General features: G+C 63.0%; 11 protein-coding genes. 6 read left to right on the plus strand and 5 right to left on the minus strand.

The features are described 5' to 3' along the window. The first annotated feature begins 150 nt into the window (after nucleotides 1–150). A complete protein-coding gene (locus tag K4O48_RS05780; RefSeq protein WP_073300966.1) occupies nucleotides 151–375 on the plus strand; it encodes a DUF2188 domain-containing protein in 225 nt (74 codons plus the stop codon). 264 nt (nucleotides 376–639) lie between these two features. Here K4O48_RS05780 and pyk read toward each other — a convergent pair whose 3' ends face one another. From pyk to gcl, 5 genes are all read right to left on the minus strand, one after another. Further along, entirely contained in the window at nucleotides 640–2,055 is a 1,416-nt protein-coding gene (gene pyk / locus K4O48_RS05785; protein WP_222911118.1) for a pyruvate kinase, read from the minus strand. A 40-nt stretch (nucleotides 2,056–2,095) separates the two neighbouring features. Continuing rightward, nucleotides 2,096–3,367 (minus strand): glycerate kinase, encoded by a 1,272-nt coding sequence (locus K4O48_RS05790; RefSeq protein ID WP_222911119.1) that lies wholly within the window; start codon nucleotides 3,365–3,367, stop codon nucleotides 2,096–2,098. A 346-nt stretch (nucleotides 3,368–3,713) separates the two neighbouring features. After that, nucleotides 3,714–4,604: a 2-hydroxy-3-oxopropionate reductase gene (locus tag K4O48_RS05795; protein WP_222911120.1), complete on the minus strand. Its 891-nt coding sequence runs from the start codon at nucleotides 4,602–4,604 to the stop codon at nucleotides 3,714–3,716. A 165-nt stretch (nucleotides 4,605–4,769) separates the two neighbouring features. Next, nucleotides 4,770–5,552, minus strand: coding sequence for a hydroxypyruvate isomerase (gene hyi / locus K4O48_RS05800; protein ID WP_222911121.1), 783 nt, complete (start codon nucleotides 5,550–5,552; stop codon nucleotides 4,770–4,772). A gap of 239 nt (nucleotides 5,553–5,791) precedes the next feature. After that, nucleotides 5,792–7,573, minus strand: coding sequence for a glyoxylate carboligase (gcl, locus tag K4O48_RS05805; RefSeq protein ID WP_222911122.1), 1,782 nt, complete (start codon nucleotides 7,571–7,573; stop codon nucleotides 5,792–5,794). Between the two features lie 289 nt (nucleotides 7,574–7,862). On the opposite strand from gcl, the gene K4O48_RS05810 reads away from it, so the two are divergent. The 5 genes from K4O48_RS05810 to K4O48_RS05830 all read left to right on the plus strand — a co-directional run bounded on the left by K4O48_RS05810 (nucleotide 7,863) and on the right by K4O48_RS05830 (nucleotide 13,807). Then, nucleotides 7,863–8,771 carry a LysR substrate-binding domain-containing protein gene (locus K4O48_RS05810; RefSeq protein ID WP_222911123.1) on the plus strand — a complete coding sequence of 303 codons (909 nt, stop codon included), beginning with the start codon at nucleotides 7,863–7,865 and terminating at the stop codon, nucleotides 8,769–8,771. A gap of 647 nt (nucleotides 8,772–9,418) precedes the next feature. Beyond that, a complete protein-coding gene (locus K4O48_RS05815) occupies nucleotides 9,419–10,270 on the plus strand; it encodes an exodeoxyribonuclease III (protein WP_222911124.1) in 852 nt (283 codons plus the stop codon). Nucleotides 10,271–10,385: 115 nt separating this feature from the next. Continuing rightward, nucleotides 10,386–11,621 (plus strand): EAL domain-containing protein, encoded by a 1,236-nt coding sequence (locus tag K4O48_RS05820; protein ID WP_222911125.1) that lies wholly within the window; start codon nucleotides 10,386–10,388, stop codon nucleotides 11,619–11,621. 231 nt (nucleotides 11,622–11,852) lie between these two features. After that, nucleotides 11,853–12,272 (plus strand): DUF2946 family protein, encoded by a 420-nt coding sequence (locus K4O48_RS05825; RefSeq protein WP_222911126.1) that lies wholly within the window; start codon nucleotides 11,853–11,855, stop codon nucleotides 12,270–12,272. A 116-nt stretch (nucleotides 12,273–12,388) separates the two neighbouring features. Beyond that, nucleotides 12,389–13,807, plus strand: coding sequence for a PepSY-associated TM helix domain-containing protein (locus K4O48_RS05830; RefSeq protein ID WP_222911127.1), 1,419 nt, complete (start codon nucleotides 12,389–12,391; stop codon nucleotides 13,805–13,807). Nucleotides 13,808–13,922 lie beyond the last annotated feature (115 nt).

The following is a 13,922-nucleotide window of genomic DNA, read 5'->3' on the forward strand; positions in this document are numbered from 1 at the left end:
GATGGTGGATATGACCTTGTTTATTAGGGTTATGAGTACCCTGTAAGGTCATGATGACCTTCACATCCCTCCATAACGGCCATCCCAATCGAACCGCTACGCGTCTCCGTGCTCTATAACCATGACTATCGATGACCTTATGGAGGCGACATGGAGAACTACCACATCACTCACGATGACGACCGCTGGGTGCTGCGCGAGGAGGGAGACAAGCGGGCATTGCTCGAAGCAGCGACCAAAGAGGACATCATCAACGAGACCCGCGACTACATGAAGTTGCGCACCGCCTCGGTAAAAATCCACACCCTTGATGGCAAGATCGAAGAGGAGCGGACGTACCCGCGTGATCAGGACCCGCGCGCGACCAAGGGCTAGGTAGTTAACGATGGGCGGCTAGGACTGGCGCGGTCAGCCGGTCTACGTCGCCTCTCAGTGTACGGTGATGCGCGCACATGAATAATGCTCGCGGCACAGTGCCAACATCTCCAGTAACGCTGTTCATCTCATTTGCCGTAGGCGACGCCCGTTGCGCCGGGCAGGACGGCCACATCAAGGCGGCAGCACCGCTACCGTCCGCGTTCACGGGCGATACCGGTCGCAACTCCCAGCAACCTAGAACGGCTAATAAGCGGCGGGCATTCAATCGAGCATCTCAATCCGCAGGGAGTTGGTGGTGCCTGGTTGGCCTAGCGGTACGCCAGCGGTAATCAGTACCGTGTCGCCAGTGCCTGCCATGCCGGTTGCACGCGCCAGCTCCAGCGCGTTCAGGCAGACGTGCTCCATGTCCTGCATTCGCGCGTCGATTGCCGAATAAACGCCCCACGCCACGGTCAGCTTGCGTGCTGTCGCCACGTTGGGTGTCAGGCTCAGGATTGGCGTGCTTGGGCGTTCCCGAGACGCGCGCAGGCTGGAGCGACCGGACTCGGTGTAGTTGACCAGCACAGCGATCGGCAGGATGCCGCTGATGCGGCGAATCGCACAGCTGATGGCATCGGGTAGTGTGGCTTCAGCGCTGGGCCGTTGGACGTCCATTTGAGCCTGGAAGTCCGGGCCATTCTCCACTTGGCGGATGATCTTGCTCATCATGCCGACCGCTTCCAGCGGGTAATCACCCGACGCGGTTTCCGCCGAGAGCATGACCGCGTCGGCGCCTTCGGCCACGGCATTGGCGACATCGGTTACCTCCGCGCGCGTTGGGGCAGGGGAGAAGCGCATCGACTCAAGCATCTGCGTCGCCACCACCACCGGCCGTCCCAGCTGGCGGCAGGTGCGGACGATCGTGCGTTGGATTCGCGGGACATTCTCGGCCGGCACTTCAACACCCAAGTCGCCGCGCGCGACCATGATCGCGTCGCTCAGGCGTGCAATCTCGCGCAGATGTTGAACAGCGGACGGCTTTTCGACCTTGGCCATCAGGAAGGCGCGTCCGTCGATCAGCTCGCGCGCTTCCTGTATGTCCTGCGGCCGCTGCACGAACGACAGCGCCACCCAGTCCACCCCCAATTCCAGGCCGAAGGCAAGGTCGCGGCGATCTTTCTCGGTCAGAGGGCTCAACTCCAGCATCGCTTCGGGCACGTTGACCCCTTTGCGGTCGGACAGCTCACCGCCGGCTATCACGCGCGTGTCGATGGCGTCCGCATGTTTGGCAATGACCGTCAGGCGCAGGCGACCGTCATCCACCAGCAGGCTCATGCCGGGCTGCAGCGCGTCGATGATCTCTGGATGCGGCAGGTTCACCCGCGTGGCATCTCCGGGTGTCGGGTCGAGATCAAGCCGCAGGCTCTGGCCGCGTGCGAGCTGCACCTTGCCTTCGGCAAAGCGACCCACGCGCAGCTTGGGCCCCTGCAGATCCATCAGGATGCCGATCGGCTGGTTCAGCTGGCGTTCCACTTCGCGAATCCAGGCGAAACGCTCGGCGTGATCGGCATGCTCGCCATGGCTGAAATTGAGGCGGAACAGGTTCACCCCGGCCTCGACCAATTCGCGAACGTCGTCGATGCTGCGGGTCGCCGGACCCAGGGTGGCGAGGATCTTGACCTTCTTGTCCGGTGTCATGGCAGGCCCTATTGGCAGTTAGCGGTACGGAGCGGCCGCCCTAGCAGGACGGCGGAAGAATTAGGATGGCGCGAAAATCGTTGACGTTGGTCCGTGTCGGGCCGGTCATCAGCAGCGCATCGAGCGCCTGGAAGTATCCGTAGCCGTTGTTGTCCGCCAGCTCGTCGGCGGCGTTCAGGCCAAGGGCTTCAGCGCGGCTATAGCTGTCCGGGGTCATCAGGGCGCCGGCGTTGTCTTCCGAGCCGTCGATGCCGTCGGTGTCGCCTGCCAGTGCATAGACGTTGGGCAGCCCCTGGAGGTTTTCCGTCAGACCGAGGAGGAATTCAGCGTTACGCCCACCGCGGCCGTTACCGCGCACCGTCACGGTGGTTTCACCGCCGGAAAGGATCACGCAGGGCGGCTTGATCGGCTGGCCATGTAGCACCACTTGCCGCGCGATGCCGCCATGGACCTTGGCCACTTCCCGTGATTCGCCCTCCAGGTCACCGAGGATCAGCGGCGTGATGCCGGCAGCGCGGGCTTTTTCGGCCGCCGCATCAAGAGACTGCTGCGGCTTGGCGATCAGCTGGAAATGGCTACGCGACAGGCAAGGATCATCCGCCTTGACCGTCTCGGAACGTGGATCTTCCAGCCACGCGCGAACGTTGTACGGAATCTCGATGTGATAGCGAGCCAGAATCGCCAGCGCCTGGGCCGAGGTGGTCGGGTCCGCCACGGTTGGGCCGGAGGCGATCACCGTGGCCTCGTCACCCGGCACGTCGGAAATGGCATAGGTGTAAACGCTGGCTGGCCAGCAAGCCTTGGCCAGACGGCCGCCCTTGATCGCCGAGAGGTGTTTGCGCACGCAATTCATCTCGCCGATGTGCGCGCCAGAGCGCAGCAGTGCCTTGTTGATCGCCTGCTTGTCGGCAAGGCTGATGCCCTCGGCCGGCAGCGCCAGCAAGGATGAGCCGCCGCCAGAGAGCAGGAAGATCACCCGGTCGCTTTCTTCGAGGTTGCTGACCATCTGCAGCACGCGCCGGGCCACGCGCTCACCGGCATCGTCCGGAACCGGATGCGCGGCCTCGACCACCTCGATCTTGCGGCAGTCGGCGCCGTGGCCGTAGCGTGTTACCACCAGCCCGGAGAGTTCGCCTTCCCAGACCGCTTCGATGGCTTCGGCCATGGCGGCTGCCGCTTTACCTGCACCGATCACGATGGCCCGGCCGCTGCGGTCAGCCGGCAAATAGTTGGCCAGCACCTGGCGTGGATGGGCGGCATCGATGGCGGCGGTGAACAGGTCGCGCAGAAAGGCTTGCGGGTCGAGGTTCATGTACAACTCCATCAAATAGGTCAGGTGCCCGATTCCAGACCTTAGGGCTCGGCATTGCAAGTACAAAAAGGCAAGCCCTAAGGTTTGGAATCGACCCACCCGGCAGTCAGGCCGTGACTCCTCGTGCCGAGCAGGTCGAAAGGGGTGCCGCCCGAGGGCAGCGATCGGATCGCAGATGCGCAGGGCTGAGGTTGTGGGGGACGCTGTGATTCCGACCCCATGCACCTCCAATCCGACCCTTTGAGCATCGCTGGACCAAACGTTGCGGCTCCCACCACCTGGTCTGTCTGTCCCTGAAGGTGGGTGCTTGGCTCGGCGCAACGTGCTCGAAGGCTGAGGTTTCTGTTTAGTCCTTGCGGATCGAGAAGTTGGCCATGTGCTCCAGACCCTTGATCAGCGCCGAGTGGTCCCAGCCGCTGCCGCCGATGGCTGCACAAGTGCTGAACACCTGCTGTGCGTTGGCCGTGTTGGGCAGGTTCAGGCCCAGTTCACGGGCGCCAGCCAGGGCAAGATTGAGGTCCTTCTGGTGCAGATTGATGCGAAAGCCCGGGTCGAAGGTGCCCTTGATCATGCGCTCACCGTGCACTTCGAGGATCTTCGAGCCGGCGAAGCCGCCCATCAGTGCTTCGCGCACCTTGGCCGGATCGGCGCCGTTCTTCGCGGCGAACAGCAGTGCTTCGGCCACCGCCTGGATGTTCAGCGCGACGATGATCTGGTTCGCCACCTTGGCGGTCTGACCGTCACCGTTGCCGCCGACGCGGGTGATGTTCTTGCCCATGACTTCGAACAGCGGCAGGGCGCGGGCGAAGCTTTCTTCGCTGCCACCGACCATGATCGACAGGCTGCCGGCCTTGGCGCCGACTTCGCCGCCGGAAACCGGCGCATCGAGGTACTGCGCGCCGGTGGCGTTGATTTTCTCGGCGAACTGCTTGGTGGCGGTGGGGGAGATCGAGCTCATGTCGATCACCAGCTTGTTCGGGCCGACGCCTTCGGAAACCCCGTTCTCGTTGAACAGGACCTCTTCGACCTGCGGGGTGTCCGGCACCATGATGATGATGAACTCGGCTTCCTGGGCCACTTCCCTTGGATTGGCGAGGGCGACTGCGCCGCCTTCCAGCAGCGCCGCCGGCGCCTTGCCGTAATGTTCGGACAGGAAGATGTCGTGACCGGCTTTCTGCAGGTTCTGAGCCATGGGCAAGCCCATGATGCCGGTGCCGATGAATCCGATTTTAGCCATGATCTTTCTCCTCTTAATTCGTTTGGCAGGCCGCTTAAAAACTACCTGCGTTGGCAATACTTCGTTAAAAACAGCCTCAGAATGCTCATTTAGAACGCTAAACTCCGCTTCTTCGGCTGTTTTTGCCTCGTCTTGCCTGCCTCGCCTACGTTTTCCAACAGCCTGCTAAAGGATGTTGTGCGCCTTCATCCAGCCAAGGCCGGCTTCGGTGGTGGTGGCCGGCTTGTATTCGCAGCCGACCCAGCCCTGGTAGCCGATGCGGTCCAGGTGTTCGAATAGGAAGCGGTAGTTGATCTCGCCAGTACCCGGCTCGTTGCGGCCGGGGTTGTCGGCCAGCTGCACGTGGTTGATCGCCGCCAGGTTGGTTTCGATGGTCCTGGCCAGATCCCCCTCCATGATCTGCATGTGATAGATGTCGTACTGCAGGAACAGGTTGCTGCTGCCGACCTTGTCGCGGATCTCCAGCGCATGGGAGGTGTTGTTGAGGAAGAAGCGCGGGATGTCGCGGGTGTTGATCATCTCCATGACCAGGCGGATGCCGGCGTCTTCGAGCTTCTTCGCCGCATAGCGCAAGTTCTCGATAAACGTCATCTCCAGTGTGCCGAGGTCGGCGCCCCGCGGAGCGATGCCGGCCAGACAGTTGACCTGCGTATTGCCCAGCACCTTGGCGTATTCAATGGCCTTATCGACACCCGCGCGGAATTCCTCGACGCGCTCCGGATCGCAGGCGATGCCACGGTCGCCACCGGCCCAGTCACCGGCCGGCAGGTTAAACAGCACCTGGGTCAGGCCGTTGGCATCCAGCTTCGCCTTGATCTCCTCGGCGGGGAAGTCGTAGGGAAACAGGTACTCGACACCGCTGAAGCCAGCCTTGGCTGCGGCGGCGAAACGGTCCATGAAGTCCAGCTCGGTGAAGAGCATGGAGAGGTTGGCGGCAAAACGTGGCATGGGTTACTCCTTGTGATCTGTAGGGATCATTTCGGTGGATGTGCTGCGCGACATCCATCCTTTGGTTTCAGCGGTGTTGCATGTGGTGGATATGCTTCGCGATATCCACCCTACGGTTGCTTCGGTGCCGTCGGTTGGCCTTGCGTAGGGTGGAAGACCGCGAAGCGTCTTCCACGCGTGTGTCATGTCCACGCGTGTGTCATGTCCACGCGTGTGGCAAGTCGCGCTCGGTGTAACGGCTAATCCAGCAGTGCGACAGCCGTCGGTGCATCTTCCCGGCCTTCGGCCAGTGGTTCGAACTCGTTGATGGCGTCGATCTCGGTGCCCATGGCGATGTTGGTGACGCGCTCGAGGATCACCTCGATCACCACTGGTACCTGGTGCTCGGCCATCCAGGCCTGGGCCTGTTCGATGGCCGGGCGCAGGTCTTCCTGGCGGAACACGCGGATTGCCTTGCAGCCCAGGCCCTCGACCACCGCGACGTGATCGACGCCGTAGCCTTCCATGCCGCTGTGGTCGGCATTGATGTTCTCGAAGCCGAGCTGTACGCAGTAATCCATCTCGAAACCGCGCTGCGACTGACGGATCAGGCCGAGGTAGGCGTTGTTCACCAGGATGTGGATGTAGGGCAGCTTGAACTGCGCACCCACCGCCAGCTCTTCGATCATGAACTGGAAGTCATAGTCGCCCGACAGCGCCACGACCTTGCGGGTCGGGTCTGCGGCAACCACACCCAGCGCCGCCGGGATGGTCCAGCCGAGCGGGCCGGCCTGGCCGCAGTTGATCCAGTGGCGCGGCTTGTAGACGTGCAGGAACTGCGCGGCGGCAATCTGCGACAGGCCGATGGTGCTGACGTAGCAGGCGTCGCGGCCGAACGCGTTGTTCATGCACTGGTACACCCGCTGCGGCTTCATCGGCACGCTGTCGAAGTGCGTCTTGCGCAGCAGGGTGCGCTTGCGTTCATGGCAGTCGGCTGCCCAGGCGCTGCGATCCGGCAGCGAGCCCGCGGCCTTGCGTTCCTTCGCCACTTCGACGAACAGCTTCAGCGCGGCGCCCGCGTCGGAGGTGATACCGAAGTCCGGCGAAAACACCCGGCCGATCTGGGTCGGTTCGATATCCACGTGCACGAAGGTGCGGTCCTTGGTGTAGACCTCCACCGAGCCGGTGTGGCGGTTGGCCCACCGGTTGCCGATACCCAGCACGAAGTCCGAAGCCAGCATGTTGGCGTTGCCGTAGCGATGGCTGGTCTGCAAGCCGCACATGCCGGCCATCAGCGGATGGTCATCGGGAATCGAACCCCAGCCCATCAGCGTCGGGATCACCGGCACGCCAACGGTCTCGGCGAACTCCACCAGCAGCGCTTCGGCGCCAGCGTTGTAGATGCCGCCGCCGGCAACGATCAGCGGACGTTCGGCGGCGCAGAGCATGTCGATGGCTTTCTCGATCTGCTTGCGGCTGGCGGTCGGCTTGTAGACGGAAAGCGGCTCGTAGGTCTCGACATCGAATTCGATTTCGGCCATCTGCACGTCGAAGGGCAGGTCGATCAGCACAGGGCCAGGGCGACCGGAGCGCATCACGTGGAAGGCCTGCTGGAACACGCGCGGCACCAGCGCCGGTTCGCGGACGGTAACCGCCCACTTGGTCACCGGCTTGGCGATGGATTCGATATCCACGGCCTGGAAATCTTCCTTGTACAGCCGCGCACGCGGCGCCTGGCCGGTGATGCAGAGAATCGGGATGGAATCGGCCCAGGCGGAGTAGAGGCCGGTGATCATGTCGGTGCCGGCAGGGCCCGAAGTGCCGATGCACACGCCGATGTTGCCGGCCTTGGTGCGGGTGTAACCCTCGGCCATGTGCGAGGCGCCTTCGACGTGGCGGGCGAGAATGTGGCGGATGCCGCCGTCTTCACGCAGGGCGGAATACAGCGGGTTGATCGCGGCACCGGGGATGCCGAAGGCGGTGTCGATGCCTTCCTTGCGCAATACCGCAACGGCGGCATCGATTGCTCTCATTCGGGCCATGCTCGTTCCTCCTGACTCTTAGAATCGGTTCACGATCTGCTGCGCGTCGGTCCTGCTGCGTTAGAACCAGGCTGGATCGCCAGCCCGGTCAGAATGCTCATTTGCACCAGCAAACTCGAATGCGAGCTCAGTCCGCTTCCTCGCTTGCTTCTGCTTTGCAAGTCCCTCGCTCGCCAGATCGTGGCTGTTTTTTTATTCGATAGTTTTTATACGTGGCCCAAGCATGAAGGCCTGGCGTAGACGATGGAATTGGCCGAGACTTCAGTTCTGTCGATATCAGGAGTATCGAATGGATCGTTATGCCGCCGTACATAGCTTCGTTTTGGTAGCGGAAGCGGGCAGTTTCGCTGCCGCTGCATTGAAGGAAGGGGTGACGCCCGTAGTGATGGGGCGCCGCCTCGATGCCCTGGAGCGTCACCTGGGCGTCAAGCTGATGCATCGCTCCACCCGTGGGCTGGCGCTGACCGATCTCGGCGAGCAATACCTGGAGCGCGCCCGTGCCTTGCTCAAGGACTTCGACGAGGCCGATGCCAGCATCGCCAAGGACCGCACCTCGGTACGCGGCCATCTGGTGATCTCCGCGCCGGCGGCTTTCGGTCGAAAACATATCGGCCCGCACGCACCGGCCTTCCAGGCGCGTTTCCCCGATCTGCAACTGTCATTCAACTTCACCGACAGCGTGGTCGACCTGGTGCGCCATGGTTACGACATGGGCATCCGCATCGGCGAGGTGACCGATCCCAACTACGTGGCGGTCAAGCTGTTCCCCAATCGCCGGGTGGTCTGCGGCGCGCCCGACTATTTCGAGCGCCACGGCGTGCCCCGTGAGCTGGAAGACCTGACGCGGCACAACTGCCTGGCCTTCAACCTGCAGGGCGGGCAGCAACGCGGCTGGACCTTCCTGCGCGACGGCAAGCAGGTGGCCGTGCGGGTGGATGGCAACCTCGACTGCAACGACGGCGAGCTGCTGTTCGACTGGGTCAAGCAGGGCCTCGGCATCGGCTGGCGCTCGACCTGGGAGATCCAGGCCGAACTCAAGCGCGGCGAGCTGGTGACCGTGCTCGATGACTATGCGCTGCCGGCTTATGACATCCAGGCGGTCTACCCGCAGCAGCGCTATCTGCCGGCCAAGGTGCGCTTCTTCATCGACTACCTGAAAGACATCTACAACGCACCCGGTTATTGGGAAGCACGCTGAGCCGGACCTCGCCAACAGGTGGGCCGCGCCGCGATCCGCTCTAGCCGTAGGGAGGGCTTCAGCCCACCGGTTGACTCAGGCGGTCGGAGCGTTTTCGCAAGCGCGGTGGTTTCGTGACGATTTGGTGGGCTAAAGCCCACCCTACGAGGAGGAGTAGCGGCCGACTCGGTGCTCCGCGTACGGGTAATCGGTAGGCGAGGCTCCGCCCCGCTCTAGCCGTAGGGTGGGCTTCAGCCCACCGGTTGGCCACTCAGGAGGTCGGAGCGTTTTCGCAGCGTCGTGATTTCGTGACGATTTGGTGGGCTAAAGCCCACCCTACGAGGGAGGAGTGGCGGCCGACTCGGTGTTCCATATACGGGTCGTAGGTAGGCGAGGCGCCGCCCCGCTCTAGTAGGGTGGGCTTCAGCCCACCGGTTGACTCAGGTGGTCGGAGCGTTTTTCGCAGCGTCGTGGTCTTGTGACGATTTGGTGGGCTTCAGCCCACCGGTTGACCTCAGGAGATCGGAGCGTTTTCGCAGCGTCGTGGTTTCGTGACGATTTGGTGGGCTAAAGCCCACCCTACGTGTGTACCGCGTGGCTTGGGTTGCTCGAACCACGCCACATCGAGGCGAGTCACAACCAGGACATGTAACCGTGCGAGGCAACCCGTGGATACGCTAAAAATCGCGACCTTCAATATCAACGGCATCCGTGCCCGTCGTTCCAACCTGCTGGAATGGCTGGAGCGCGAGCAGCCGGACGTGGTCTGCCTGCAGGAATTGAAAGCGCAGGACGCCGATTTCCCCATCGATGACATTCGCGCGGCTGGCTACGGCGCGATCTGGCACGGACAGAAGTCCTGGAATGGTGTGGCGATCCTCGCAAAGGGCGATGATCCGCTGGAGATCCGCCGCGGCCTGCCGGGCGATCCGGACGACAGCCACAGCCGATACCTGGAAGCGGCGGCGCACGGCGTGATCGTCGCCTGCCTCTACCTGCCCAACGGCAACCCACAGCCCGGGCCGAAGTTTAATTACAAGCTGGCCTGGTTCGAGCGCTTCATCGAGCACGCGGCTGGGTTGTTTGCCAGCGGTCATCCCGTGGTACTGGCCGGTGATTACAACGTGGTCCCGACAGACGAGGACATCTACAACCCTCGCTCCTGGAAAAAGGATGCCCTGTTGCAGCCGGAAAGCCGGGCGTGCTTCGAGCGTTTGCTGGCGCAAGGTTGGACCGACGCCGTACGCGCGAAATACCCGGACGAGCGCATCTACACCTTCTGGGATTACTTTCGTCAGCACTGGCAGAAGAATTCCGGCCTGCGCATCGATCACCTGCTGCTCAGCACGGACCTGGTCCCACGCTTGAAAGCCGCCGGCGTTGACCGCTGGGTGCGTGATCAGGACCACGCCAGTGACCATGCGCCAACCTGGATCACGTTGGCGGCGGGCGCTCAATCCGGCGCGGCCGACTCCCAGAAAAAGCCGGCCAAGCGCCGATCGTCGTCAAAATCCGGCTAGGCCCGAATGGGCGCTAGGCTCTAGGTAGGGCGCTCCGGCAAATTCCAGCGAGGGCGCCAGGACCCTTGGGTCGCCCCCGATTTTTCCGTTGGAAACGCGAGCGGAGTGCCCATCGATGAACCAGGATTCCGAGCGGGATAGCGGCAGAGCCCCTTCACTGATGGTGGAGAGCAGTGAGCGGGATAATCTGTCCATCTGCGAAATGCTGACGGAGGCCTTGTATTCGGTCCGCCGGCACCTGCGCATGGAAGTCGCTTTCATCGGTGAGTTCCGTGACGGGCGACGCGTGTTTCGCCATGTCGAGGGTCAGCCTCGCTCGATGTCACTGGCGGTAGGAGAGGGCGGGCCACTGGAAGAAAGTTACTGTCAGCGAATCGTCGATGGCCGTCTGCCTGAACTCATTCACAACGCTGCGGAATTCAAGGAAGCGCTGGCGCTGCCAGAAACGCTGGCCGTGCCGATCGGGGCGCACATCAGCGTGCCTATTCGTTTCAGCGACGGGTCGTTGTACGGCACCTTTTGTTGCTTCAGCACGCAAGCGGATGACAGCCTGAACGATACCGACCTGGAGGCTTTGCGGCTGTTCGCGGGGTTTACCGGGCGATTACTGGAGCGTCAGGCGCTCACCGGCCAGCAACGAGGTGAAAGGCTTGAGCGTCTTCAGGCGCTCATGGCTGCGCGTGATGTCTGGGCTGTCTATCAACCCATCTTCAATCTGGCCAATGACGCGATCGTCGGTTATGAGGCGTTGGCCCGATTTCGGCCCGAACCCTACCGCTCGCCGGACGTCTGGTTCGACGAGGCAGGGGAGGTCGGCTTGCGTACAAAGCTGGAGATCATGCTGCTGGAAACCGCGCTGGAAGGCCTGCCATTGATCCCCGACGACATGTACCTATCGCTTAACGTCTGCCCGGACGCGCTTCTGGACGGGTCGGTCGTGGCGTTACTTGCCAAGCATCCGCTGCATCGCCTGATGCTGGAAGTGACCGAGCACACCTCGATCGTCGACTACGCTTTGATTGCCGACATCCTCGGACCGTTACGCCAGCAAGGGCTCCGCTTGGCCGTCGATGATGCGGGCGCCGGCTATGCCAGTTTTCGCCACATCCTCAAGCTCAAACCTGACGTCATCAAGCTCGACCGGAGCCTGATCAACAATCTCGACAACAACTCAGATTCCTGTGCACTGGCCGCGGCGCTGATCCGCTTTGCCGAGCAGACCGGCAGCAAGATCATCGCCGAAGGTGTCGAGACGGACGCTGAACTAGCGACCCTGCGTGGGCTTCAGGTCACCAAAGCGCAAGGGTTTCTACTCGGTATGCCGGGGCCGTTGAGTCACGCGGCGCATTGAACAGCCTGACGGCCTGGTCGCGTGGACTGCCGGACGGGCGGTGAAATCGTGATAGTGGTGAGGTCATCGTTCTGGCGGGACGCTGAATCGAAGTTGGGGGAGGTAGCTCCCCGCGTGGTGATCCCGATCGAAGCCACCTACAATCCAATCCGTTAGCGACGCCTCGATGACGCAAACGCCATCGGTTGATTTCTCTCCTGCGTTTCAGACCTCCCGGAGTTGAACGATCCCATGCATCGCCCCCGCCGCGCCCCGGTCTGGATAGCCGCTCTGGCTTTACTGCTGCATCTGTTCGCAATGCCGTTAATGGCCGGCGGTGCGCGGGGTTCGGGCTTCGTCGCGGCGCATTGCGCGATGGCGGATGCCGGCACCCGTGACCCACATCTCGTCGCGACACCTGACCGGCACGCGGCGCACGACAACCATGGGTCGTCTGACCGCGAACCGGCACCGAAGCCTTCGCATCACGTGAATATGCCCTGTTGTTGCGCAGCAGGCTCGGCATCGCTGGCCGCGATTCCTGCCAGCACACCGGAGCTGCATGTGCCTCGGCAGGTGCGGCTGAGCGTTCTGGCGCTCATGACCGCAGCACCACTCTCACCGCGTTACCGTTGGCCCCGCCTCAATCCCCGCGCGTCTCCGCTCGCCTGATCTGACACACCCTGTCTGTCATGTAGCCCACCCGCGTCGCATCAGCGATGCGGGCGGTCGCTGTCCGTTGCCGTTGACCGCTGTGGTCAATGGCCGATCTCCTTGAGTGAGCGCGTATGCCTTCAAACCCAGCTGATGCCCATCCCGAGGCATCTCCCCGGATCATCCGCACGCAGCAACCGCTGCTCGCCTTACTGATCCGTTTGCATTTTTACGTCGGCCTGTTGGTCGGCCCCTTTATCTTCGTTGCCGCCCTCAGCGGATTGATCTATGCGCTGACGCCGCAGATTGAACACCGGCTCTACGCGGAACAGCTGTACGCCGATAGCACAGGTGCGGCGTTACCGCTGGCCCGGCAGATCGCCGTCGCCCAGCAGTACATGGGCGAGGCGGCGACGCTGTCGGCGGTTCGTCCAGCGCCAGAACCGGGTGCGACCACGCGCGTCATGTTCAAAGCGCCGGGGTTGGGCGACTCGGAAAGCCGTGCCGTGTTCGTGGACCCGGTAACCGCTGAAATTCGCGGCGACCTCAAGGTCTATGGCACTACCGGCGTGCTGCCATTGCGCACCTGGCTTGACCAGTTTCACCGCAGCCTGCTGCTCGGCGAGGCGGGGCGCGTCTACAGCGAGCTGGCCGCGTCCTGGCTGTGGGTCGCGGCGTTGGGCGGCTTTGTGTTGTGGCTATCCCGACGGCGGCGCACGCCCGGCACGGCACCGTCAAAAGGGCTTAGGCGCTGGCACGCCTCGCTTGGGGTGTGCCTGCTGATCGGACTGCTATTTTTCTCCGCCACCGGCCTGACCTGGTCGCGCTGGGCAGGTGACAACATCGGTGTCGCGCGGGCGGCGCTGGGCATGTCGACCCCGAGTGTGTCGACCGCGCTTGTTGCGGGCGCGGCCGAGCCGGCCGGTGAACACGCTCACCACACCGGCACGACGGTTGCGCCTACAAGCCGGCCGGGTCCCTCTTCAGCAGATGCGACGTTATTCGACGCCGTCCTGGCCGCGGCACGCAGCGCCGGGATTGACGCCGGCAAGATCGAGATCGTGCCAGCCAGCGGGCCGGGTCGCGCCTGGACGGTGACCGAAATCGATCGCAGCTGGCCAACGCAGGTTGATGCGGTGGCCGTCGATCCCCGCACGATGTACATCACCGACCGCATCGACTTCGCAACCTTCCCGATGGCCGCCAAGCTGACGCGATGGGGCATCGACGCCCACATGGGGTCGCTGTTCGGCCTCGCGAATCAGCTGCTGCTCGCCGTCACGGCGTTTGGGCTGGCGACGCTCGTGGCGTTCGGTTACCTGATGGGGTGGCGACGCTGGACACAACGCCGGGTCCGCCAGCCGAGATTGGTCGAGGTACTGGCTGGGCTATCGGCCCGTGCTCGCTGGCTAGCCGCGGCTGTTGCGCTGGTGGTGGGTTATTGCTTGCCGGTGCTGGGTGCCAGCCTGGCGCTATTTCTGGTGATTGACTGTTTACTGGCCGCACCATGGCGATCCAGGTCCGATGTGGTTCGGCAGACGCAGGATGGCTGAGTGGCCGGTGGGCTATTGCGGAAAAGGCTGGGCGCTGGCGTTGAGCCGGTCGTCGCCAAACCCCCAGCGGATCCGTTCGTCTAAGTAGTATCTGACCGACTGTTCAAGTCCCACA

This window comes from Pseudomonas sp. DNDY-54, from assembly GCF_019880365.1.
GTDB classification, from domain to species: domain Bacteria; phylum Pseudomonadota; class Gammaproteobacteria; order Pseudomonadales; family Pseudomonadaceae; genus Stutzerimonas; species Stutzerimonas stutzeri_P.